General features: G+C 62.2%; 18 protein-coding genes and 4 pseudogenes. 9 read left to right on the top strand and 13 right to left on the bottom strand.

Going from position 1 to position 24,344, the window contains the following annotated elements; translation table 11 throughout:
- Window positions 1-17: 17 nt before the first annotated feature.
- From ASE69_RS09430 to ASE69_RS09425, 3 genes are all read right to left on the bottom strand, one after another.
- Window positions 18-368, bottom strand: a complete 351-nt coding sequence (locus ASE69_RS09430; RefSeq protein ID WP_056485563.1) for a hypothetical protein — start codon at window positions 366-368, stop codon at window positions 18-20.
- A 106-nt stretch (window positions 369-474) separates the two neighbouring features.
- Entirely contained in the window at window positions 475-678 is a 204-nt protein-coding gene (locus ASE69_RS22925; protein ID WP_082453030.1) for a DUF5818 domain-containing protein, read from the bottom strand.
- Window positions 679-789: 111 nt separating this feature from the next.
- Entirely contained in the window at window positions 790-1,071 is a 282-nt protein-coding gene (locus ASE69_RS09425; RefSeq protein ID WP_235518397.1) for a hypothetical protein, read from the bottom strand.
- Window positions 1,072-1,487: 416 nt separating this feature from the next.
- Between ASE69_RS09425 and ASE69_RS09420 the strand changes: the two genes are divergently transcribed.
- From ASE69_RS09420 to ASE69_RS09400, 5 genes are all read left to right on the top strand, one after another.
- Window positions 1,488-1,829, top strand: a complete 342-nt coding sequence (locus ASE69_RS09420; protein WP_056485558.1) for a type II toxin-antitoxin system RelE/ParE family toxin — start codon at window positions 1,488-1,490, stop codon at window positions 1,827-1,829.
- On the top strand, window positions 1,826-2,110 hold the full coding sequence (locus ASE69_RS09415; RefSeq protein ID WP_056485555.1) for a helix-turn-helix domain-containing protein: 285 nt from the start codon (window positions 1,826-1,828) through the stop codon (window positions 2,108-2,110). Before ASE69_RS09420 ends, ASE69_RS09415 begins: the two co-directional genes overlap by 4 nt.
- Window positions 2,111-2,209: 99 nt before the next feature.
- The gene (locus ASE69_RS09410; protein ID WP_056485552.1) at window positions 2,210-3,325 is read left to right on the top strand and encodes a metallophosphoesterase family protein; all 1,116 of its coding nucleotides are present in this window, start codon (window positions 2,210-2,212) and stop codon (window positions 3,323-3,325) included.
- Window positions 3,322-5,955 (top strand): AAA family ATPase, encoded by a 2,634-nt coding sequence (locus ASE69_RS09405; RefSeq protein ID WP_056485549.1) that lies wholly within the window; start codon window positions 3,322-3,324, stop codon window positions 5,953-5,955. The genes ASE69_RS09410 and ASE69_RS09405 overlap by 4 nt, the downstream gene beginning before the upstream one ends.
- Window positions 5,956-6,108: 153 nt before the next feature.
- On the top strand, window positions 6,109-7,023 hold the full coding sequence (locus tag ASE69_RS09400; protein ID WP_056485546.1) for a LysR family transcriptional regulator: 915 nt from the start codon (window positions 6,109-6,111) through the stop codon (window positions 7,021-7,023).
- Here ASE69_RS09400 and ASE69_RS09395 read toward each other — a convergent pair.
- Genes ASE69_RS09395 through ASE69_RS09365 form a run of 7 tightly spaced genes read right to left on the bottom strand, consistent with a single transcriptional unit; the run spans window position 7,007 to window position 15,564 of the window.
- Window positions 7,007-7,501, bottom strand: coding sequence for a MaoC/PaaZ C-terminal domain-containing protein (locus ASE69_RS09395; protein ID WP_056485543.1), 495 nt, complete (start codon window positions 7,499-7,501; stop codon window positions 7,007-7,009). The two genes, ASE69_RS09400 and ASE69_RS09395, sit on opposite strands and share 17 nt — an antisense overlap.
- Window positions 7,502-7,554: 53 nt before the next feature.
- The gene (locus tag ASE69_RS09390) at window positions 7,555-8,340 is read right to left on the bottom strand and encodes an enoyl-CoA hydratase/isomerase family protein (protein WP_056485540.1); all 786 of its coding nucleotides are present in this window, start codon (window positions 8,338-8,340) and stop codon (window positions 7,555-7,557) included.
- The gene (locus ASE69_RS09385) at window positions 8,337-9,884 is read right to left on the bottom strand and encodes an AMP-binding protein (RefSeq protein ID WP_056485537.1); all 1,548 of its coding nucleotides are present in this window, start codon (window positions 9,882-9,884) and stop codon (window positions 8,337-8,339) included. The genes ASE69_RS09390 and ASE69_RS09385 overlap by 4 nt, the downstream gene beginning before the upstream one ends.
- On the bottom strand, window positions 9,877-10,428 hold the full coding sequence (locus tag ASE69_RS09380; protein ID WP_056485534.1) for a (2Fe-2S)-binding protein: 552 nt from the start codon (window positions 10,426-10,428) through the stop codon (window positions 9,877-9,879). Before ASE69_RS09380 ends, ASE69_RS09385 begins: the two co-directional genes overlap by 8 nt.
- Window positions 10,416-11,243, bottom strand: a complete 828-nt coding sequence (locus ASE69_RS09375; protein WP_056485530.1) for an FAD binding domain-containing protein — start codon at window positions 11,241-11,243, stop codon at window positions 10,416-10,418. Before ASE69_RS09375 ends, ASE69_RS09380 begins: the two co-directional genes overlap by 13 nt.
- Window positions 11,240-14,224 (bottom strand): xanthine dehydrogenase family protein molybdopterin-binding subunit, encoded by a 2,985-nt coding sequence (locus tag ASE69_RS09370; RefSeq protein WP_056485527.1) that lies wholly within the window; start codon window positions 14,222-14,224, stop codon window positions 11,240-11,242. Before ASE69_RS09370 ends, ASE69_RS09375 begins: the two co-directional genes overlap by 4 nt.
- Window positions 14,221-15,564, bottom strand: coding sequence for an MFS transporter (locus ASE69_RS09365; protein WP_056485524.1), 1,344 nt, complete (start codon window positions 15,562-15,564; stop codon window positions 14,221-14,223). The genes ASE69_RS09370 and ASE69_RS09365 overlap by 4 nt, the downstream gene beginning before the upstream one ends.
- Before the next feature lie 282 nt (window positions 15,565-15,846).
- Here ASE69_RS09365 and ASE69_RS09360 point away from each other — a divergent pair, with 282 nt between their 5' ends.
- The gene (locus tag ASE69_RS09360; RefSeq protein ID WP_056485521.1) at window positions 15,847-17,388 is read left to right on the top strand and encodes an alginate export family protein; all 1,542 of its coding nucleotides are present in this window, start codon (window positions 15,847-15,849) and stop codon (window positions 17,386-17,388) included.
- 228 nt (window positions 17,389-17,616) lie between these two features.
- Here ASE69_RS09360 and ASE69_RS09355 read toward each other — a convergent pair whose 3' ends face one another.
- Window positions 17,617-17,952, bottom strand: a complete 336-nt coding sequence (locus tag ASE69_RS09355) for a hypothetical protein (protein WP_156362263.1) — start codon at window positions 17,950-17,952, stop codon at window positions 17,617-17,619.
- A 430-nt stretch (window positions 17,953-18,382) separates the two neighbouring features.
- Between ASE69_RS09355 and ASE69_RS09350 the strand changes: the two genes are divergently transcribed.
- Entirely contained in the window at window positions 18,383-20,251 is a 1,869-nt protein-coding gene (locus ASE69_RS09350) for a hypothetical protein (RefSeq protein WP_056485515.1), read from the top strand.
- A gap of 544 nt (window positions 20,252-20,795) precedes the next feature.
- Here the strand turns inward: ASE69_RS09350 and ASE69_RS09345 are convergent.
- Window positions 20,796-21,233: pseudogene (locus ASE69_RS09345) on the bottom strand (IS5 family transposase); the annotation flags it as partial.
- A 159-nt stretch (window positions 21,234-21,392) separates the two neighbouring features.
- Between ASE69_RS09345 and ASE69_RS09340 the strand changes: the two are divergent.
- Window positions 21,393-22,327: pseudogene (locus ASE69_RS09340) on the top strand (IS110 family transposase).
- A 235-nt stretch (window positions 22,328-22,562) separates the two neighbouring features.
- On the opposite strand, the pseudogene ASE69_RS09335 reads toward ASE69_RS09340, so the two are convergent.
- A pseudogene (locus ASE69_RS09335) lies at window positions 22,563-22,889 on the bottom strand (transposase); the annotation flags it as partial.
- A 144-nt stretch (window positions 22,890-23,033) separates the two neighbouring features.
- Here ASE69_RS09335 and ASE69_RS09330 point away from each other — a divergent pair.
- Window positions 23,034-24,226, top strand: a pseudogene (locus ASE69_RS09330) (IS701 family transposase).
- Window positions 24,227-24,344 lie beyond the last annotated feature (118 nt).

The following is a 24,344-nucleotide window of genomic DNA, read 5'->3' as shown; positions in this document are numbered from 1 at the left end:
CGCGCGATGGGACGAACTCATGCCCTGGAACTGGGCTGCACAAACCGTAGAGCCAGTGGCGCAAGCCGCATAATCTGCGGTCTGCCGGCCACGCTTACGTTGATTAGGACTGCGAGCCGCTTGGTCCTGATCGTAGACGCCCAACTAACTTGCCGGTCGGTGCCGGTCAGCGGTGGAAGATCAAGATGGGAGATAGCAGCGTTGCTCAACGCTGCTGCAGCGGCTTCCTCTGCTCGCTTTTCCGCAACGAAGCAGTCTCGACAGCTCGTCGTCTTCAGCCATTTGACCTTGCGTTCCTGCTGGCTGTCAAACCCGGTAAGATAATGAACCTGCTCATGACCGCAGGCGTGAATGATCCGCTGTTCCATGGCTAGGATGATGGCTGTTCGTGGTTTGTGCGCAACGGCAATGAGTCAGGTTGAATCAGAATTGCGGCCAGTGACTGACGACTGAGGCGAAGGCATTCCCGACCGGCTAAGCTGACGCAACGCCGTCAGCGTTCACCAGATCTGGGCCAACCAATGTGCCGATAAGCCGGACGCGTCTTTCTACCAGATCTACGGGGGTGCGATGCAGTTCTAGCTCGTAGCGCCCGCCGACATCGCGGCGAAGATAGAAGGCCCCGCCATCGCGGATCAGCGTGCCTATCTCATCGATCCGGGTGCCAATCGCTACCATCGCTGCGTCGTCGCTCCATCATGATTGTGTATAGTTGCAGGCTGTTCTTGGGTGTAACCAATGTGGATCAGCGTGAGCACATAATTCTGCCGACGTGTGCTCACGCCATCCTCAGAGACTGATTTCACGCCGTGCCATTTCTAAGAACGCCATCTCCCCAATTGGCGGGCGGGGCTCGGCTTTGAAGATGTCAGCTAGGTCGAGCAGATCCTCGTTAGAAAGGTTCGTGATCGAGGCTTCGATTTCGGCAAGGCGCTGCACCACGCGATCACCGCGATCGGCGAGCCGCTTCATTCTTGTCTTGAGCATGCGCACTTCTACCACATTGGTCGCGGGGGCGGCAGGGGCATTCGCGGCCGGTCGGCTGAGAAATCCGGAAAAGACGTTTGCCAAAGAGTACGCGATCGAAGGTTCTCCGAAGGGACAGCACCGCGCTCCGGCAGATGTCGAAGGGCAGGAACGTGCAGCTTGTCCGGTGAAAACGGCGAGTTCCTGGTGCATGCAGACCGTCGGCATTTACAGTAAAACTGGTGGAAAGCGGCCCGGCCGTTTTCGGGCAGCGAGGGCGGTAAACAGACGTTCGTTCATTCGATGGGCAAGGTGGCTAATCGGCCGTTTCTCTGGTGATAGCGGCCCGTCCGTTACCGGGCGGCAGTCGGCGGTAAGCAGCGGTTCGTTCACGTAGCAGAGCTAGGCTGAGAGGCTGCGAGTGATGGATTGCTTGATGGTCGTATGGCTCCGAACAGGCGAGGTCCCACTGGCGACACGACGCGCTTGACTAACTACGGGTAACCCGTACATGTGCCGGCATGCAGTCGGTCATCGAAACCAATGCCTACCTTGCGGCGGCAAAGGACGTGGGCATGAGTGCCGAGGAGCAGCAGATGGTGGTCGATCTGATCGCTGCCAATCCGGAAGCCGGTGAGATCATGCCGGGGTGTGGCGGGGCCCGTAAGTTACGGGTGGCGCGGCCGGGCGGCGGTAAATCTGGCGGGTATCGGGTCATCACCTATTATGCGGGTATCGACATGCCGACGTTCCTGCTGACCGTGTTTGGAAAAAACGAAAAGGCCAATCTCACCAAGGGTGAGCGAAATGCCCTTGCCGCTTTCACCAAGACGCTGACCGACAGCCTTAGGAGGAAAAAATGAAGAGTGCCTTCGACAAGATCGCAGCTGGCCTCAGTGATGCTATCGCTCATGCCAATGGGGAAACGGGTCACGCAAGGGTAGCAGCGCCCATCGATGTGGCCGCGATCCGCAAACGTACTGGTAAGACACAGGATCAGTTTGCCCGCGCCTACCATCTCCCGCTGGGGACGGTGCGGGACTGGGAGCAGAGCCGCAGCCAACCAGATGCTCCGGCGCGAGTCCTGCTGTCGCTGATCAAAGCCGAACCAGACACCATCGAGCAGCTCGTTCAGCGGGCGTAGCGTCCTGAACAAGAGCGCAATGACGATGATGTTTGCCAGCAGAACGGCAAAGTGGCGGCGGCATTCGACACGTGGGCGAGAAGTTACCAAGAGGGCCCTATGCTACGCTTAATCCACACCGCAGACTGGCAGCTAGGTAAGCCGTACGGTCGCTTCGACAGCGATGTCCGCGCAGCGCTCAGTGAAGCGCGCTTTGACGCGATCGATGCGATCGGCAAGGCAGCGGTCGAGCATGGTGCCGCGCATGTTCTGGTCGCTGGAGACGTGTTCGATACCGAGGGTCCCGAAGATCGCGTCATTGTGCAGGCAGTGTCGCGGATGCAGCGATATGCCTGCACGTGGTGGCTGCTCCCCGGCAATCACGACTTCGCTCGTAACAGTGGTCTGTGGGACCGTGTTCGCGCCAAACGGGCGGCGAACATCCGCATCATCACCGAGCCCGAGCCGTGCGAGCTGGAACCCGGACACTGGCTCCTGCCGGCACCGCTCACGCACCGGCACAATCTGGATGACCCCACGGCCTTGTTCGACACGATGGAGACGCCGGGCGCGATACTGCGCATTGGCTTGGCCCATGGTTCGATCCGTGATTTTTCGTCGCGTGGCGAAGCGCAAAACCAGATCGCCCCCGACCGCGCCCAACGTTCCAGCCTGGACTATCTTGCACTCGGCGACTGGCATGGAGCGCTACGGGTCGATGCGCGAACCTGGTATTCCGGCACACCGGAAACAGATCGCTTCCAGCGCGACGAACCGGGATATGCGCTGCTCGTGACGCTTGAGCCAGGCGTGGAGCCGGTCGTGTCACCGATCCGCACGGGCAGGTTCCAATGGCTGATGCGGGATTGGACGATCCCTGACGCGGACGGCTTTGTAGCCGAGTGCGATCGGCTGCTTGGCCCGATCGAACCGTCGGCAACGCTCGTGCAGCTGTCGCTTGCCGGCATCGTCAGCCTGTCCGACCGGATCACGATCCTTGGCAAGCTCGACAATGACCTGCGCCATCGCCTCCGGCATCTGGCGGTTGCGGCAGATGACCTGGTCGGTCGGCCAAGCGAGCAGGATCTGGCCGATCTGCAGGTAGAGGGGATGATCGGAACGGCTGCCGCAAAGCTCATGAGCATGATCGAGACCGGCGGTACCGACGGCGTCACGGCAAAGCGGGCGCTCGAGCGCCTCTTTGTGGAATATCAGCGCGGACAGGACGCAGCATGAGCCTCAAGATCCGGCGCATCGCGCTGACCAACTTTCGCAAGTTTCGCGATCCGTTCGTCCTCGATGGGCTCACCGACGGCCTGAATGTCATCATCGAGCCTAACGAGACCGGCAAGTCGACGCTGCTCGAAGCCATGCGTGCAGCCTTCTTCATTCGGCACAATACAGCCAACCGGCTGGCGCGCAGCTATGCGCCACACGGTGAAGCCGTAGCGCCGCAAATCGAGATCGGCTTCGAGGCGAAAGGCGAAGAGTGGCAGGTCAACAAGCGCTTCCTCAAAGGTGCGTCGGTCGAGGTCCGTGGACCAAACGGCCGTGCACAAGGCGAACATGCTGAAGCTCAGCTGCAGGCATTGCTTGGTGCGCGCCGTGACACGAGCCAAGCCGGCGACGCGGCCGCTCACGGTGCGCTGGGACTGCTTTGGGTAGGGCAGGCGCAGGCGCTTGAGGTTACGCCCCCCGGTGAGATCGTGCGCGACAGCGTGCGCGCAACTCTGGAAGCAGAGGTCGGCACGATCATGGGCGGTGCAGCGTACCAGCGTGTGAGGCCCCGCATCGACAGCCAGTTCGCAGACTATTGGACCACCACGGGCCGGCCTAGCGGTCGCCAGACGACAGCACGTACCGAGCATGACGCTGCCGAGAACGCTGCGACCGAAGCCGCCACCCGGCTCGCCGCCCTTGAACAGGGCTTCTCTGATCTCGAAGCAGCTCGCGCCAGGCTGAAGGTGTTGGACCGTGATCTTGCCGATACGACCGACGCAGATCGGCGAAAGGTTCTGGTTGGTCAGATCGACGTGGCGCGGTCCGCGGCGCAGTTGCGCGATACCCGACTGGCCGAGCAAGGCCGCCTTGCTGATCAGGTCAAGGGACTGGAGGATCTTACTGCGCGTCTCACCGATGCTCGGAAGGCCGTCACTGACAAGGCCGCAGCGCTAAGCAAGGCTCGTGAGAAACGATCCGGCCTGGAAGAGGAATTGACCAGCACGCGTGAGCGAGCGGGTACGGCGCGTGATCGGCTGGCGACCGCCCGCGACAACCGGCGCAAGGCGCACGCGGGGCTCGAGGGGGCCACCAAGTTGGTTGCCGCACGAGCACGTCACGTCGAGATCGCCCGGGTACGCCATCGGCACGTCGAGCTGCTTCCCCTCGAAGCCGAACTGGAGGCAGCCCGCGAACTTGGTGCGACCGTGATCCTACCCAGCGTCATCAAGACGCTGGAGGAGCGCGAACGTGGCGTCGACAAGGCGCGCGCGGCAGTCGAGGCGGGCGCGACCCGGATCGAGTTCGCGGGCGATGTCAGCGGTGTTCGGATCGACGGAATGCCGGCTGAGCCGGGTGACCGGACGCTATCGCGTGAGACGCGCATCCAGTTTGATGGCGCTGAGCTGATCATCCGACCGCCAGCGGGGCTGCAAAGCGCCGAAACGGCGCTCGTCAACGCCCGCGATGATCTGGGCGCCGCGTTGGCCGACCACGGAGTGACGAGTGTCGCCGACGCGCGGTCACGTAATGAGGTCGCACGTGATGCTGTTGCCAACGTGCGGACGCTTGAAGCGCGGATATCTGGAATCACGCCGGCCGTGGCGTTGCTCGGTCTCGACGCCGGTGCTCCAGCCCTGAAGGCCTTCATGGCAGGATTGCCGGAAGGCACTGAAGGGGAGGGCAGTGAGGAAGGACCGGACGTCGACGCGTTGAGCGTGATCGCGGCGGAGGCGGATTCAGCGCTCGCAAGGGCGGAGGGTGTCGATGAGGCGGCGTCTGCGCAACTGCGCGAGCTGGAAGCGCGCAATGCGCCGCTGATGGTTCAGGCGGCTGGCGCCGAGCGTGATGCCGCCAATGCCGTAGCCCAGCTCGCTGCTCTGGAAGGCAAGCCTGAGATAGACCGCCTGAATGAGGCTCTGCTGGAGGCGCGTCAGCGGGAAGCGGCAGCGCTGATTAGTCTGCAGGACGCCGAACGTGCTGCGACGGCACATGATGTGGCGGCGATCGAGCGCCAGATCGGGGTGTTGGACAAACGTGTCGAGGTCGCCCGGACGCAGCGCATCGATCTGGAGAAGGTGATCGCGGGGATTGAGGCGCGGATCGAGGCGGAAGGCGGCAAGGGACTGGCAGACCGCGCCGCGGCTGCGCGAGAAGAAGCGTATGCTTCCGCCGCCAACCTGGCGCGCGTGACGCAGGAGGCGGAAACGCTGAAGCTGCTACGCGACACGTTGGAAGGTACACGTGCAGAGACTTCACGGACGTTCGTCGGGCCGGTTGCGCGGCGCGCGCGTCGGCACATCGAACGGCTACTGCCTGGTTGCGATCCGAGCTTTGGGGATGATTTAGGCCTGACGTCGATCATGCGTGGTGGTCTGGGCGAGATTTGCGGCGATCTCTCGCGAGGAACGCAGGAGCAGCTTTCGGTGCTCACTCGGCTAGCTTTCGCTGACATGCTACTCGAGCAAGGTGTGCCGGTGTCGCTGATCCTGGACGACCCGCTCGTCTATTCGGACGATACCCGCTTAGATCTGATGACCGAGATCCTAACCGACGCCGCAACGCGGATGCAGGTCATAATTCTGACCTGTCGCGATCGTGCCTTTCGACATCTAGGCAACCGCAGAACGCTAACGAAAACCGAGTAGGGCTGCTAGTTTAACCAGTCATAAACATAAGCTGACAGCTCAAACTGCTGATAGCTCCAACCGTCGGATTATGGACGGGTAGGGTATTCAAAAAGGCTTATCTAAGCTGTGAGCGCCGCCTCTCGTCGCACCGGTTAGCCGTGGAGAAAGTGCTTGGACCTTCGTCAAATCAACTACTTTATCGCACTCTTCGAGGAGGGGAGTGTAACGAAAGCAGCGCATCGACTGCATGTCGTGCAACCTGCGGTATCGATGCAGATATCACGCCTAGAACGGGAGTTAGGTCAGAAACTGTTCGAGCGGACGCCACGTTCGATGGTCCCGACCGCGGCGGGGCGAACGCTGCATCGTCTCGTTCTGCCAGTCGTACGCAACCTGTCCGTTGCGCATGAGCAGATGGCGCGGCTGTCAGGTGTGGTATCGGGGAGCGTGACCATGGGCATTCCCACCTCGCTCGCTACGAGCCTGTTACCGGGAATGCTAATACGGTTTACTCAGGCCTATCCGGATATCGAGGTCGTAGTCGTGGACGGCTATAGCTCTGCACTAATCGAACTCGTCAACGATGGACAGATTCACTTTGCGGTCATTAACCGACCAACGGACCAGCTTGGGCTGATTATGGATCCGCTGGTCGAGGGGCAGATGGTGCTCGTAACCGCCAGCGGTAGCGATGACGACGATACGCCCATTGCGCTGAAAAAGCTGACCGAACACAAGCTGGTGCTCCCAACGCAGCGACATGGCGTGCGCGTGGAATTAGACCGGCTGGCATCGAACCGCAATTTTGCCCTTGATCCGCGGCTGGAGCTCGACGTGCTTGACGGGATCGTCGAACTCGTGGCCGACAGCGACTGGGCGTCAATACTGCCGAGCATCGTCGTACGTCGTCATCTCGCAGCCGGACGGATTCGAGTCCGGGCGATTGAGCCGGCAATGGTTTGGCGCCTAGCCGTCATCCACCATCCACGCCAACCACTCGGTCCTGCCTCGTTGGCGTTTATCGATCACCTTCGCGAGGAATTACTGGCGATGACCGGCGACGGTCTTATTACGGCCGCGATATAGGCAATCGGTTATCGGCCTGTGAGGTGCTCGTTGGCCGCGTGGGTATTTGGATTAACGTCTCAAGAGTCACCGCCACGGCATCGTCCTGATTGATGACCTTGGTCGCGACCAATATGCGGCCGTAAGAGGGATGTTTGCGAGATCCGACCACGTCAATTACCGTACGGTAGGCGGTCAGCGTGTCGCCGGGGCGCACTGGTAACAGCCAGCACAGCCCGTCGGTCCGGACCCCAAGCAACGGGGTGCCACCGAACGGCGCGGCAATAACAAAGTCACGCATAACCAGCGATGCGACATGCCACCCACTTGCGATGATTCCACCAAAGCGTCCCGCCGCTGATGCAGCCTGGTCGACGTGCATCGGTTGGGGATCAAATTCCCGAGCGAAGGCCAAGATCGCGTCTTCTGTGATCACGATAGGTTTGCCCATCGATTTTTCGCCGGCCACGATGTCTTCGAGGTAACGGTTGTCGGGCATCAACAATCCTTCGGAAGAGGAAACGGGCTGGACCTTGCCAGCCCGTTTCACTGTCACAGACCTTTGAAGGCTGGTTCGCGTTTCTCGTGAAACGCCTTTACGCCTTCCGCGAAGTCCTCGGAAGCGCGCAGTCGGCTGTAGCAATGCCCTTCAAGTTCGATTGCGGTGGCCAAGGACGCATCTTCGGTGTCGTTGAGAAGTTTTTTGGCAGTGCGCTGTGCAAGGGGGGAGAAGGCCACGAGTTCCTTCACAAGTGCATCAGTTGCGACTTCGAGCTCACCATCGGCGACGATCTCAGTCGCAATACCCCAGTCATAGGCCTGTTGGCCCTTGATGCGCCGGGAGCGCATGACAATGTCCTTGGTACGCGTGATCCCAACGATCTTCTGCAAGCGTGCCGAGCCGCCCGAGCCCGGGATCTGGCCCAGCTTCTGTTCGGGAAGGGCATATTGCGTCGTTTCCGTTACGAGGCGGAAGTCACAGGCAAGTGACAGCTCGAACCCGACGCCGAAGCAATAGCCGCGATTGGCCGCGATCACCGGCTTTTCGCAGCGCGCGGGCGCGGCGATGTTCCAGGCGAGCTTCGAGACATGCTCGGGCGTCGCCTCCAGAAAGCCCATGATGTAGCCACCCGATGAGAAATGCCTGCCGTTCGCGCGGACGACGATCACGCGCACCCGGTCGTCGGCGTCGAGTGCCTCGAATGCCGCCTTCAGCTGGTCGCGCTGCGGCATGCTAATGGTGTTGTAGTCGTCGCGGTCGAGTACGATGTCGCCGCGCTTTTGCTCGGCGTCGATGACGACGGTGAAGCCATCGAGATTGCTGTAGGGATCGGTCATGCAGCGGTTTCCTTATCTGCAGGGGTGGCGGGAATGTAGTCGCCTGTGACCAGCAGCCGCCGCAGCGGCTTGCCTACGGGCGATTTCGGGATCTCGCGGACGAAGACGAACGCGCGCGGCCGTTTAAAATTGGCCAGGGTCGAATTGGCGCAATACGCATCGAGTTCTTCAGCGGTCACCGGCGCGGACGTGGCGACGAACGCGGTGATCGCCTTGCCCCAACGCTCGTCTGGCAAACCGACGACCGCAACTTCCGAGACACCGGGGTGAAGCGACAACAGGCTTTCCACCTCAACAGGCGAGACGTTCTCGCCGCCCGAGATGATCATGTCGTCGAGCCGTCCGGTGACGAACAAGTCGCCGTCGGCGTCATAGTAGCCGGTGTCGGAACTGAAAAACCAGCCATGCTTTAACGCTCGCTCGTCGGCTTCAGGTCTGCGCCAGTAGCCTTCGAACGCCTCGTCGCCGGAGAGCGTCGCGATGATCTGGCCCTCGATGCCGGGGGCCACGATGTCTTCGGGATCGTCGGACTCGAGCGCCACCACGCGGATCATCTGGTTAATACCGGACTTGCCCGCGCTGCCCGGCTTGCGACGGGCATCCGGGTCGATCGTGCAAGTGTAGATTTCCGACGACCCATAATGATTTACCAGCAGTTCGGGCTGGAACGCGGCATCCAGCATCTTCAGCAGACCGTCGGTCATCGGCGCCCCAGCAAAGCCGAGTTTCCGTGCCGAGGCGACGCGGTCGGGCGTGAAATCGGCATGGTTGACGATGTCATGGTACAGCGTGGGAACGAGGTAGAGGTTCTCGATCCGCTCGCGTTCGATCAGTCCGATCGCCTCGCCGGCATCGAACTTGGGCATGCATACGAACGTTCCGTTGGTGATGGCGCAGGCGAGCAGCGAGCGCACTCCCATCGTATGATACAGCGGCATGACGCCCAGCGTGCGCTCCCCGTATCCATACAGATTCTGCGCGACATGCGCGATCGCGGCGGCACGCTCGGCGCGCTGGCGGCGAGGCACGCCCTTGGGTTTGGATGTGGTGCCGGATGTGTACAGCATCAGCGACCAAGCTTCGGCGTTGACCATCGGCTTAGCCGAACCGCCGCGGGCTTCCAGCAGGTCGGCGAACCGGCGCTCGCCAGGGCGTCCTTCGTCGAGGCTGATGCGTATGACGCTGTCGTCGAGCCCCGCAGCGGCCACCGCCTTGGCTGGGAAATCCTCGTACACGATCGCGCGCGCCTCGGAGTCGTGGACCGCGTAGCTGACCTCGTCCGACTTCGCGCGCCAGTTGATCGGCGTCAGGATGATCCCGGAAAACTGGCAAGCCCAGTGCAGCGACGCCGCCTGCCAGCGGTTTCGCAGCACGCTGACGAGGTGATCACCGGACTTGAGCCCGATATCGTCGAGTGCGGTGACAAGCGACGATATCCGCGCATACCACTCCGCATAGGTCAGCCGAACGTCGCCATCGATGATCGCCAGCGACCGGGGATCGCGTTCCAGCGCAGCGAGGAAGGTGGTGCCGAGATCAAGCATTGGCATCCTCTTGGGGCATGGTGTCGTCGGGATGAGGCTGTGCACCGCGGGCGAGCAGCTTCGCCTGCGCCACTAGCGCCGCCTTGATGATCGGGGCGTAGCCGGTGCAGCGACACAGATGGCCGGACAGCATCTCGCGGATATGATTCTCGCTGGCGTGCGGATCGTCGCGGAAGACGGCATCGAGCGTGACGAGGAAGCCCGGCGTGCAGAAGCCGCATTGCAGGCCGTGATGCTCGCGGAACGCTTCCTGCAGGATCGACAGCGTGGCGCCGCCATCGGGTGACAGCCCCTCGACCGTCCGCACCTCGGCGCCCTCGGTCTGCACCGCTAGGGCGAGGCATGCGCGGGCGAGGCCGCCGTCGATCTGGACGGTACACGCGCCGCACACGCCGTGCTCGCAACCGAGATGCGTGCCGGTCGCGCCGATCTCGTGGCGAAGGAAGTCGCTCAGCAGCATGCGAGGCTCGGCGTGTCCCGAGACGGTGCTGCCATTGAGTGTGAAGGACACCGGATGGCGGGTATGGGCTGTCAGGCGCGGCATGCTGCGGCCTCCTCGATTGTTTGGCGTCCGAGCTGGCGGATGAGGTCGCGGCGGTAGCGACCGGTGGCATGGAGATCGTCGCGTGCGTCCAGATCCCAGGCGAACTGGTTCAGCGCGTCAGCGAAGTCGGGGGAGGTCGGCAGCGGCAGGTCGCGCTTGACCGGCATGTCCGCGACCCCGCCGATCCCGAGCACCGTCTTGCTCGCATCGACAATCGCGGCGCACGCGACGATCGCGTAATCGCCGTGGCGGCGACCGAGTTCGCGAAACGCATAGCCGGTTCCGGGCCGCGCGACGGGGAACGAAACCGCTTCGATCAGTTCGTCGTCGCCCTTCCGCGTCGCCATCATGCCTGTCGCGAAGGCGTCGGCCTCGAGCACGCGGCGTTTCCTGCGGGTGCGGAGATGAACGTTGCCGCCCAAGGTCAGCAAGGCAAGCGGCAATTCGCCGGACGGATCGGCGTGCGCGATCGAGCCGCAGACCGTGCCGCGCGCCCGTGTCTGGGCGTGGCCGACCCAGGCGAGTGCGGCGGCCAGCATTGGCTGGCGGACGTTCAGGTCGACATGCCGTTCGAGCACCGCCTGGCGGACGCCGGCGCCGATCCGCAGCGTCGCGCCATCGTCGTCGATGCGCCCGAACTCCGCGACGTGCATCACGTCGACCAGCAGCTTCGGCCGCGCCAATCGCATGTTGAGCATCGGGAACAGCGACTGCCCGCCTGCCAGGATACGCGCGTCGCCGCCTTCCTGGTGCAGCGCCTCGAGCGCTTCGGCGGCGTCGTGCGCCCGCAGGTAATCGAATGCTGCGGGCTTCATGCACCGACTCCTATCATCGCGAGCAGGCGTTTGAACGCCGCAGGCAGACCGATCCGACCGCCGGTCTTGCCGCTCGCTTTGTGGGCGAGCGCGTCGAAAAACTGCCCAATCACGACGCGGGCGGCACCGTCGAGCAGGCGTCCGCCGATTGAGGCGACCTTGCCGCCTACCGCCGCCTCGTAGCTGTAGGCGATCGTGGTCTTGCCGCCGTCTTCGGTCAGCGTGACCCGGCCGCTGCCATGTCCTGATCCCAGCGCGCCTTCGGTACCGCCGGACAAAGTGACCGATGCCGGTTCGTTGAGTTCCGACAGGCTGATCGCCGCCGAATAGCGTCCCTTGACCGGACCGATGCCGAGCGTGACGTCCGCCCTGAACTCGGTGTGGGAAACCTTCTCGACGCCGTGCGCGCCGGGGATGATCGACATTAGCGCCTGCGGGTCGAGCAGCATGTCCCAGATCTTCTGGCGCGGCGCCTCGACCACCGCCTTGCCCTGACCAGTCAGCATCCGTTCGCCGGGCTTGCCCGAGACCGACTTGACCTTGGGTGCGGGCGGGTTGCGCGGTTCGGGCTCCTTGCCGTGGACATGCTCGGCGAGCTTGGCCGGGAGGATCGGTAGCGTGATGTCGGCGATCCCGAGCGCATCGGCGACCGCGTTGGCGATGCACACCGGGGTCGACATGCAATTACCCTCGCCGACTCCCTTCGCGCCAAGCGGCGTGAACGGGGAGGGGCTTTCATGGTGCAGGATCCGCAGCGTGGGCGTCTCCATGATCGTCGGGATTAAATAGTCGGCGAGCGTCCCCGACAGCAGGCCGCCATCGGGGGCATAGCTGCTCTCCTCGTATAACGCGGCACCGAGCGCATGTGCGAACCCGCCCGTCACCTGGCCCTCGACCATGCCGGGATGGAGGATGCGGCCGCAGTCGTGCATCGTCACATAGCGGTCGATCTTCACTTCGCACGTAATTCGGTCGATCTCGACCGCGCAGATGTCGAAGATAAAGCCGTGGCACAGCGACGAGTTGACGAGATCGTCCCCGGTCGGCGCTGTCAGCTCGGGGGGCGACCAATAGGCGGTCTCCCGGATCGCGTGGTCGATACCCTGCGGCAGTTCGGCGGGCGCCCAGTGGCTGGTGGATGCGACCCGCCCGAAAGCGAGCGACGCAGCCGGGTCGCCCGCATGGACGCGGCCGTCAGCGAAGACGATGTCCTCGAGCTCGGCGCCCAGCTGTTTCGCCGCGATCGCCGCCAGCTTGGCGCGCAGCCGCATGGCCGCGATTTGTGCAGCGCCCGCGACGGCGGCAGCGAAGCGGCTGGAATAATTGCCCGACGCGATCGACCAGGCATCCTTTGCCGTATCGAGCTCGGTCGCGACCGCGATGTCGCCCGGTTTCAAGCCGAACGCATCCGCGACGACCTGCGACAGCACGGTCCTGTGACCCTGCCCCTGCGGAACGGAGGCGACGTGTACCGTGACCGATCCGACCGCATCGAGGCTGATCGTCGCGGTCGCCTGCGCGCCGTTCTTCGCCCCCGCCTTCGCGCGCTGGTCGGGCGTCAGCACCGCGGTAATGTAGCCCATGTTCGACACGCTGGGTTCTACGACCGCCGCGAAGCCGATACCGTACAGCCGTCCCTCGGCGCGCGCGGCATCGCGGCGCATCCTGAGTTCCTGTAGGCCGCCTTGGCCGATCGCTGTCGCCAGCGCCGCCTGATAGTTGCCGCTATCGTACAGCGCGCCGGATGCGGTCCGATAGGGAAAGGCGTCGGCACCGATGAAGTTGCGGCGGATGACGTCGACCGGATCGAGTTCGAGCTCCGCGGCAATGCGCTGCATCAGGCGTTCGAGCGCGAAATAGACCTGCGGGCCACCGAAGCCGCGGTTGAGCCCGGTCGGCATCTTGTTGGTCAGCACCACGCGATTGCGGATCGCGACGTTGCGGATCGCATAGGCGCCGGTCATGTTGCCGTGCATGCGGTACAGCGTCGCCGGCTCGGGTGCGCGCAGATGTGCGCCGGTATCCTCGAGCTGGTCCCAGGACAGCGCGGTGATTCGGCCGTCGTCCTCGACCGCAGCCTCAAGCGTCGTCACGCGATTGGTCGCGACGGCGGACGCCATCAGATGCTCTAGCCGATCCTCGATCCACTTGACCGGACGTCCCGCGACGCGCGCGGCGATCGCTATCAGCACGACATAGGGGAAGATCGCCTGCTTCACGCCGAAGCTGCCGCCGCTGTCGCCGGGCGTGCGCAGGCGCAAGCGGTTGCCCGGCACGTTCAGGCCGCGCGCCATGACTGCGTGGATGCTGAACGGACCCTGGAAATTGGCGAGTACGTCGTACGCGTCGGTGCCCGGATCATACTCCGCGACCACGCCATAGGTTTCGATCGGGGTGCAGGCGCTGCGGGGATAGTGGATCGTGATCCCTACCCGGCGCGGCGCGGCCGCGAACGCGGCGTCCGGGTCGCCATAGGTGAAGCGGCGCTCGTTCGCGAGATTTCCGCCGAGTCCTTCGTGCAGCACCGGTGCATCGTCGGCCAGCGCATCTTCGGGGTCGACGACCGCGGGCAGCGTTTCGTAGGTCACGGCGATCAAGTCGAGCGCGTCCTCCGCGACATACCGGTCGAGCGCGACGACGACCGCGACAGGCTCGCCGTAATAGCGGACCTTGTCGATTGCGATCGGCCAGCATTCGACCGGGATCTTTAGCCCGACGACGAGGCTGGATCCGTAGCGCTGGACCTCCTCGCCGGTCACGACCGCGAATACGCCGGGGAGGGCGCGGGCCCGAGCGGCATCGACCGCTACGATGCGTGCATGGCCGTGCGGCGAGCGTAAGATCGCGGCATGCGCGGTGCCGGGCTTAACGCCGAGATCGTCGATATACCGGCCGCGCCCGGTCAGCAGCGCGGCGTCCTCGACCCGCGGAAGCGAGCGGCCGACCCAGGTGTTCGGCTTGGCATGATCGATTACGCTCACGATGCGAGCCTCCCCTTGGTCTCCGGCGCGACGACCCCGCCGATCAGGTACAGCGCACTGGTGGCGCCGAGGAAGATCGCCAGCGTCCGCGGGATGGCGGCGGGCGTCGCGGAAGCGAGCGATACGAAGGTCGGCATGATGCCGCCGATCGCGAAGCCGACGTTCCACGACAGCCCGGTGCCGGTCGAACGGATGTCGGTCGGGAAGCGTTCGTTGAGGAAGATCATCAGCGGCGCCATGCTCGCCGAGCCGAGGAAGCTGATCGCCAACGCATAGGCTACGATCGTCCCACCGCGCACGTCACCGAGGTGAGAGATCAGATAGGGTAGCAGCAGGAAGCACGCGGCGCCGATCAGCAGGAACGCCTTCTTCCGTCCGATATGCTGGCTGAGTTCGCCAAGGCCGACCGACGAAACCGCACCCGCGATGCTGCCGAGCAGCATGATTGTTGATGCTGCCGGTCCCGACAGCCCGTTCACCAGCTTCAGATAGGTGGGAAGGTAACCGGCCGTTAGATAGTAGCTCGCCCCGGCGCCGGTGCTCAGCAGCAGATTGACCAGGAAGCGTTTGCGATAGTCCGGATTGGCTAGCAGGATCTTCACCGGCGACACGCCCGCGACCGCCTTCGAGACCGAACGCTTGGCGTCCTTCGCCTTTTGCGCCTCTTGGAAATGCGGGGACTCGACGAGTCCGCGAAAAAGCACGAGACCGATCGCCGAGGTGATCAGGCCGCAGAAAAACATGAAGCGCCAGCCGGTCTGATTAAAACTGTCGCCAGGGAAGAAATAAGACACGCCCATGAACGCGAACGACGCGAGCAGCGTGCCGATCGCCGCACCACCCCCGCCAATCGTACCGCTCATCATGCCGCGCCAGCGTTCCGGCACCGACTCTGTACCGATTACGTGGGTGGATGCGACCACGCCGCCTACAAAGACCCCCTGTACCAAGCGGAGCAGGAGGAACAGCACTGTCGCCCACACGCCGATCATTTCGACCGTCGGTAGCAGGCCGAACGCTGCGGTCGCGACGCCGACGCCTGCGACTGCGACGATCATCGCACCCTTGCGGCCATGACGATCGGCATATGACCCAAATACGGCCGAGCCAAGCGGACGCATCAGCAGCGTGACCGCAAACGCGGCATAGGCGCCAGCGAGCGAGAGCATCGGCTCATGCGACGGAAAGAAGTGCTGGCCGACGGCCGGGGCGACGTAGAGCAGGATGAACAGATCGAATAGGTCGAGCCCCCAGCCGAAGCACGAGGCGACCACGGCGAGTACGCCGGTCTGCGAGCCGGCAGCCTTCGCGTCCTGGAGATCAGGTGTCGTCGCGTCCATCGTCGATCCTCTCAGCCGGGGCGACTTTTGCCGTCTTCAACGCATCATGCGCAGCCCGAATGCCGCGGTAATCACGAACGGGACCTATCAAAGCAAATAAAGATAAATGAATTATGGTATCAGATATTATGATGGCCATAATGTTCGACGGTATCAGATAATGTGATCAGACGTATCGAATAAGGTTATTTGGCGTGATCAGAGTCTGTCCCTAGCTTAGGCTATCGATCCGTGGAGCTTGGGCACACCGACAGGCCGCCAGCGGGCTATTAGGAGATGAGGATGAGGCGCTTCCTGACCGGTGCTGCGCTATGCGCGGTGGCGACGCCGCTTGCTGCCGCTGCCCAAACAGCCCCCGCCCCGAAGCCGACGACCGCGCCGACCGAAGCGACCACGCAACCGGTTTCCGACGGTCGTATCGCCACGGTCCCGGTGCCCGCGTCGCCTCCCGCCACTGGGTACCCAGAGGCCGCGTCTGGTTATGGGGCGAAGGCCGGCGGACGCTTCTATCTTGCCCGATGGGCTGAAGACTGGTCGTTTCTGCGCGATGCGTCGAAACGGACTGGTAAGCTCGACGCGTTGAAGTTCATACCGCTTGCTGGCGATGGCGACGTCTTTCTGACGCTCAGTTCGGAGCAGCGGTTGCGCCACGATACGACGACCAGTCCGGGGCTTCACGCTGGGCGTGACACCAACACGATCTTGTTCCGCAACGTGGTGAGCGCCGATCTGCACGTCGGCGAGCATTTTCGCGCCTATGGCGAACTTGCCAGCGGCGTGCAGGGGGGGGGGTATTTCGGTGCCGTCACCCCGGTCCAGCGCAACGACCTGTTCGTCCAGGAACTGTTCGCCGAGGTCAAGGGCATCGTCGGCGACGGGATTGAAGCGGGTGCGCGGATTGGCCGCCAGGATTACCAGGACGGCCCGCTGCAACTTGTGAGCATCCAGGAAAACCCGAACATGCACATCACGTTCGACGGCGTCCGGCTCTATGCCAATGGCCGGAAGGCGCGCGTCGGCCTTTTCGACCTGCGCTACACTAGGCTGGGAATCGACGCGTTCGACGACCCGACCGACCGCACCCGTCGCTTCGCCGGCGCGACCGGCAGCGTCGTCGTTCCACCCTCCGTATTCGGCGGGTCGAAGCTCTATCTCGATCCGTTCTTCTATTATCTTCGCAACCGCAACCAGCATTGGGGAGCGCAAACCGCACGCGAGGAGCGTCGGTTCTGGGGTGCCCGCCTGTGGGGCGATATCGGGCCGATGAACCTCGACGTCAGCGTCAACCGCCAGACGGGCTCGTACGACAATCGCGCCATCTCGGCCTATCAGGCCTTCGCCGCGCAGACCTTCGCCTTAGGAGCCGTGACGCCGACCGCGCCCCGGGTAGGCTGGCGTGCGGACTTCGGCTCCGGGGGCGGTGCGTTCGGCACCGGCAAGCTGCGCAGTGCCAACGTCCTGTTCGGAACCGCTCCGTATTTCAGCTATGGCACATTCCTGGGACCGAGCAATTTTCTGGATGTCGCACCGTCCTTCAGCTTCACCCCCCTCAAAAGTGTCAGAGCGTTGGCTGAAGTGGCATTTGTATGGCGAAACGACGAGCGGGATGCAGTCTATAGTGGCGTCGGGGGAGCCTATCTTGGTACGCAAAATGTATCTGGACATGCTGTAGCGCAGCTTGCGCGGATGATGACGACTTGGACAGCTAACACTCATTTGTCGTTTACGATCCGAGCCGAGTATCTGCGCGCAGACAAGGTGCTGACCCGCGCCGGCTACTCTAACGCTCTTTTTACCGGCGTTTGGACAACGATAAGATTCTAAGAACTAGATCTTCTAACGTGACACTGCGATTGGTGGAAAGCAGACAGGCCGCTTTCGGGTCGCGTTCGTCGCAACCGGCCTTTCGTTCATGCGGCCGGGCAGGGCGCAAACTCGCACCGAGGGCGGAAAACCGCTTGGCCGGTTCAAACTCCATCCAATTAATCTAGCCGTTTTTTCCAACGGAGCTGAAAGCCGGAGATGCCGAAGCTTTGGACGTTTTACCTCAGGCTAGTCAGCCTTTGCATTCGCTTTTCGTTCGATTAGCTGACGAGTTCGATAAGCTGATCGATCGTGCCGTCTGGCCGTATCAATTGGCAGCTTTCCGATGCGCTTCGCCTCGATAACCAGCGCCGGTGTGCCGCGATACTGCACGAGATAGTCCGTATAGCCCGACGTATTATGCCGCTCCATCCGGAAGTCATCGTGCGTCCAACCCAGCGCTTCGATAAGCAGCCGGTCGATTATCTGAAAGCGTGCGTCGGCCTCCGTCTCAACTTCGTCGAGCCTGCCGCCGATGTCCTTTACCAGCGCCGCGAGCGGCGCCTCGAAAGCGTCAACGTCCATCATCTCCCCCGCACATCACTTTTACATTCTTTAGCGATAGTCGAGCAGTCTGTCGCATGCCGGATGCCGTCCATGGCCACTTAAATGAACTTCCGCTTCGTACCCAGGAACTTAGAAGCGTCCAGTCGGCTACCGGCTTCGACTTTCGCCTACGTGCGGGCTCGGCTTAGCGAGGCGATTGCGTTTGCGTTTGCTTTCGCCAACAGTTGTCGTTCACACTAGCCCGCGCGAACGGCACGAAAGTCCCAGAATTCGCCATTCCGGTGGCGCTGCAGGTTGATCGCACCGATGAATGAAGGTCGGAAGTTGGGAGGGCTGTAGGGCGCCGGGAATGGCGGCTTATGGGTCACCCAGAGCTCATGCGCGTTCGCGATCGGATTGCGATCGGCTATGGATGGACGATACAGCCACTTCGTTCTAGCTACCCCTGATGACAAGCGACAAATATAGCGCGGAAGAGGCAAATGGGAACGGCAATGACACCTCGTCAATCTCCCAAATTACGGGTGACGAGCGACTTCTCCTAGAAGTTGTCGAGGCGCTACGCGGGGCTGACAACCTCCGGGACCGTCTTCTTATGGCGCTACAAACGGGCACCCCCGCTGTGGCGGACCTCGCCTATGCCGTAAAGGCAAGGGTTAAGGAGGATCATAAGGTCATCGATAAGATCAAGGATCGTCGATCTGGCGGCAAGGGGGAGCCGAATCCCGATTACGGCGTCTCCGACGTGACAGACTTGGTCGGCCTGAGAATCGTTACACTTTATCGGCTCGACGTTATCGACATTATCGAAGCACTTCTCCGCGCTATCGATCAGGATCCCTCCTCCGCCGCTGCGTTTGTTGCGGGCAGCATTTCTGAAGTAGTCATCTACAGCACCAACTCGACCGGAGACGTGCAGGACCTGCCGAACCGAGTTATGCGCCTGTTCGAGGACTACGGGCTAGGAAGCCCAGTTTGCAGAATCGCCGAAAAGCCTTCCAATTATAGCTCGATCCACATCCTTGTACGCGGCAGGGGCAAGTACCGCGACGGCTACCGCGAGCTTCCCATCGAGATCCAGGTTAGAACTGCACTTGAGGACGTTTGGGGGCAAATCGAGCACAGTCTAAAGTACAAGCGCAAGCAGCTGGTTTCCGAGAACAGTCCTGAGAACGCGCGGCTCGCGACCACGCTGAACCATCTGGGCGCGCTCAAGACAATGATAGACGGGATTGCCCAGTATGGGGATCAGATCAAGCTGCAGATCGATGAGCTTGAACCTGAATTGCGATACACTGCGTCCCGGCACGCCGAGGAGCCTAGCGCCCGGTTGGCCAAAATCCACGACCTGCCGACTCAGCTCAGAGCAGAAATCGCCGACGCGATCGCTCAGGCTCGCCCAGCCCTTTCGAACAGCACGGAACCTACATCGTCTCGAGTCCGCGTTCTCCGCTTGACGCTGTCGCGCTTGGAAAGGGCCGAAGCGAGAGTAGTGTCTACGCCCGACCTAAAGCCTAAGCCGCTCAAGGAGGCCAGATATCTAATCGCCATGCAGCTCGCGCTGATACACTTTCAGCTTGGTAATCTAGTCGAAGAAGGTGAGGTCGAGCTGCGTCGCGCCCTGAACATCTATTCCGAGGTTGAAGAGGCTTTTCCCAAAAGGGTCGTTGTTCAGTTCAGGCTTGCCCGCACGTTGGATGCGCTCGGTGCGCGTGACGAGGCTATCGCGAAAATGCGGGAGGTGGTGGAGCGATTGAAGCTCCGCGCCGAGCCGACGCCGCAAAACCACTGGATCCGTTCGACGGCTCCGCGAAGCCTCGGCGTTATGCTCTGGGAAGAGGCGAGGGCTAGGCTCGAGCGGGCAAGTTCAGACGCGCCGGCGGATGCCCGGGCGCTGGAATTGCTTAGAGAGGCTTTCCAGCTCACCTCCCGCGCTTATGATCAAGACGTCTTCGACGAGCCAATGAACAAGGGGCCATCGGAGCGCGTCAGGGCCGCCAATAACCTGCTGTACTTCCTACTGGAGTATCTTGATGCAGGTGGCGAGCCCAAGCTCGGTATGGAGGAGGCTGACATCCGAGCGCTGCTGCAAGAAATTGGCGCCGAGGAACCAGCGCGGATCGCTCAGCTTCCTGCCGCAGATACGGCCCGCCGGGCGTACGCACACGTAGGAGATCACGGGCGAGAGGTCGAAGCCGCCCGCGCTGTGCTCAGGCTCGGTCGAGAGGCCGGAGCACCGAGGACCTCGGTCGTACGCGATGCCATTAGGGCCGCAGAACGTACGATCAACGTTCCTAATCTCGGTAAAGCCGTATAGCGGGTAGGCCCAAGGTTTTAACAGATGGGGTGAGTACGGCAGAAATTTAAAGCGTCCGCAGTTTACTTCACGGTAGGAACCGCCCATGTACGCTGTGCACCAGAGGAGAGAAGCGATGCGCTATCCGGACAAGGACGACTGAAGCCCATAGGTATCAGGGATACGAGCACTGCATCTTCAACCGGCCGCCGAAAGGCGGCCTTTTTCTTTGCAGCCTGATGGTATCAGTTGACAGGGTACCTTACTAATAGGCGGTCCTAGTCGAAGGACCGTAGATCGCCATAATGCGCAAGGCTGGCTTGCCTGGCGAAAACGGCATCACGTCACAGTGAACAAATGGCAGAAGGCTAACGGCTGTTCCGAATGGCTGGATTTGGGTTACCCGAGATTTCGCACGCTCGCCACGCGACTTTTGCTTCGTAAGGTTTTCTTGACTGATGGACTAATGCGATATCGACTTCTCCAAGTCTTTTCCATTACCGAAGCATTGGCGTCTCACTGACGAGTGAAGGGGGCGCTATTGCCTAGGGTCACGACTCATTGATCAGAGCCAGAAGATGACGGTGGCGGCGAGCGCGATAGCGGAAAAGAAGACGGTCGGGCATCGATCGTAGCGGGTGGCGACGCGGCGCCAGTCCTTCAGACGACCGAACATAATCTCGATACGGCTCCGGCTTCGGTAGCGGCGCTTGTCATATTTGACGGGGATGATCCGGGATTTTCGCCCCGGAATGCAGGGCGTTATGCCCTTTGCCTGAAGGGCGTCCCTGTACCAGTCTGCGTCATAGCCGCGGTCGCCCAGCATCCACTGCGCCTTGGGTAGATCATCAAGCAGCGCGGCAGCGCCGGTGTAGTCGCTGACCTGGCCCGCGGTCATGAAGAAGCTGAGCGGTCTGCCTTCTGCATCGGTGACAGCGTGCAGCTTCGTATTCATACCGCCTTTGGTGCGACCGATGAGGCGCCCAAGGCCCCCTTTATGGATGGCTCGCCCCTTATCCGAATCGTTGTCATCCTACGACAGCAGGTCGTTTGAGGAAGGAGCGAAGGTCATGGACGTATCGGTTCTGGGAATTGATCTAGGCAAGAACAGCTGCAGCGTGGTTCCTACGACAGCAGGTCGTTTGAGGAAGGAGCGAAGGTCATGGACGTATCGGTTCTGGGAATTGATCTAGGCAAGAACAGCTGCAGCGTGGTTGGGCTGGATGCGACCGGCAAGGTCGTCGTCCGCCGACGGATGCGCCGCGACACGGTCATCACATACGCCGCAGGTCTGCCGGCTTGCGTCGTGGCGATGGAGGCCTGCTGCGGAGCTCATCACATGGGACGGGCGCTGGCACGACAAGGCCATGCCGTTCGGCTGATGTCGCCGGAATATGTCCGTCCATACGTAAAGGCGCAGAAGAACGACGACCGCGATGCTGAGGCGATCGCGGAAGCGGCAACACGGCCGACCATGCGGTTCGTCGAGTTGAAAACCGAGGAACAACTCGACATGCAAACGCTGCATCGCATCCGTGACCAGCTTGTCGGTGATCGCACCTCGTTGATGAACCAGATCAGGAGTCTTCTTCTGGAGCGCGGCTACATAGTCCCGCAAGGACGTGCAAAGCTTGCCGTCCGGCTGGGTGAGATGCTTGATGGTGACGAGCCAGTGCTAGGGTCTCGTGTCCACCGGCTCGTCAGCGATATGCGCCTGCGCTGGATTGCCCTTGATGACCGGATCGCAGATCTCAATGCCGAGTTTACCGAGGCTGCCCGCTCGGATGAGCGAACAGGGATCTTGCCGCCTGGCTTGGGCTCGTGCCGCGTCAAGCGACGACCGGGGGTAAACCGCGGTTGCTCGGCATCACCAAGCGCGGAAGCCGCTATCTGCGCAAAAACCTGATCCAGGGTGCCCGAGCATCGCTGCCGACGATGAGCAAGAGCGACACACGACTTGGCGCCTGGCTGCGCGGCCTTCTGTCGCGTTCCCATCACAACACCGTCGTGGTGGCGCTAGCGGCCAAGATGGCACGCATCGTCTGGGCGCTGCTGCGTCATGAGCGTACTTACGATCCAGCCGCACAGGCGGCGTGAACGAGATCAGCCGATGCACCTTGCACCGGCTGGATGATGTCTGCGGGAGGTAAGTGAAAGATGGCCTGACAGTCGACCGGTGACCTGGAACCCTATGGCTTAAAATGGCACTCGATGCCGGCCCCTTTATGAGGACCAGGACGCGCGGATCTCCATCTTGGCCAACGACCGCGCGTCGAAAGGCCGGATACGTTTTCGCAGACTGCTCAGAATATCAGACACAAACCGCTTGCCGACGGGGCGAGCCATACGTTTTTACCCGCAGGCTGGACGCCGTGCGGTGCGCCTTCAGATAGGTCGCGTCGATCATGATCGTCTTCGGCGTGGCGCTCGCGGCCGCCAGTCCTTCCATTATGCGGAGGAAGACACCCCTTTCGCCCCATCGCTTCCACCGGTTGTAGAGCGTCTTGTGTGGGCCATACTCCCGAGGGGCATCGCACCATCGTAGCCCGTTGCGGTTGACGAAAACGATGCCGCTCAACACTCGCCGGTCATCAACCCGTGGCTTGCCGTGGCTCTTGGGAAAATACGGTTCGAGCCGCGCCATCTGCTCGTCGGTCAGTCAGTACAGGTCGCTCATCCTCGGTCTCCTCACGGAGCCTGAATCAGATCAAGCCGCTCAGATCAATGGGTCCTGACCCTAACATTACAGTTGCGAATTTAAGCGAAGTCTGAATCAATGGGTCTCCATGGCAGGAGACCGTGGATGACGGGTGCATCGATTGAGACGACGCTGGAGCTTTGGGCGACTTCGCTGCGTGACGTGAAGGCGCGGATGCGGGGTTTGTTCACGCAGGACCGTGTCGCGGCATCCGCGGGGTTCTTCCTGGAAGGGCTGCTAGGCGACGAGCGGCGCAAGACGGGCTGGATGCGTGCGGAAGCGGCAGGCGATCCGGGACCGTGGCGGCAGCAGGCGATCCTTGGCCGCGGTCGGTGGGACGCTGACACGCTGCGCGATATCGTACGCGACTATGTCGTCGAGACGCTGGCTGCCGAGGATGCGGTGCTCGTGATCGATGAGACGGGTTTCCTCAAGCAGGGCAAGGCGTCGTGTGGTGTCTCGCGCCAATACACCGGGTCTGCGGGCAAAATCACCAACTGCCAGATCGGCGTCTTTGCCGCCTATGTCTCGCACCGCGGTCATGCCTTTATCGACCGGGCGCTGTATCTGCCGAAGAACTGGACCAGCAACAGCGCGCGCATGGTTTCGGCCCATGTCCCGACGGAGACGCGGTTCGCGACCAAGCCAGCCCTGGCGGTGCAAATGATCGCACGTGCGATTGCAGCCGACGTCCCGTTCGCCTGGGTCGCCGCTGACAGTGTGTACGGCGTCGGCGACGTCGAGCAGGCGCTACGCCGAGCAGGGAAAGGCTATGTCCTCGGCGTTGGCTCCAACCATCACTTTGGCTCTTGGGTGGGGAAGCCCGCCGTTTTCGGCACTGCAGGTGAAATCGCCCAGGATCTCGATCCCGCCGCCTGGCATCGCCTGTCGGCAGGCAATGGGACGAAGGGAGCGAGACTGCACGACTGGGCCTATCTCGAACTCGCAGACATCGAGGCTACCGATTACGGTGAAGGACGCACTGGGGTGTGGACACGCGGCTTGCTGATCCGACGACATTCGCGGACGGCGAACTGGCGTTCTTCACAACCTGGTGCCCGGCCGGGACCGGGATCGACGCGCTCGTGCAGGTTGAAGGCCACCGCTGGGCGATCGAGGACAGCTTTGAGACGACCAAGAACGAACTCCGCCTCGACCATAACGAAACCCGCTCCTGGCATGGATGGCATCGCCACGTGTCGCTGGTCATGCTCGCGTTCGCCATGATGGCGGTGATCCGCCACCACGCAAACGAGGTGACGCCCCCAAAAAGAATGCGCACGACACCCCGGCGCTGATCCGCTGGTCCATACAAGAAGTTCGACGCATCGCCGTTCGGTTCGCCCAGCGCCGTATCGCGCCCGCCCACATCATCGCATGGTCGTTATGGCGACGAGCGCACCAAGCGGCCGCCCG

It is taken from the genome of Sphingomonas sp. Leaf208 (genome assembly GCF_001421415.1).
GTDB lineage: Bacteria > Pseudomonadota > Alphaproteobacteria > Sphingomonadales > Sphingomonadaceae > Sphingomonas.
The sequence above is the reverse complement of the archived record's forward strand: the minus strand, read 5'-3'. Positions and strand labels throughout refer to the sequence as shown.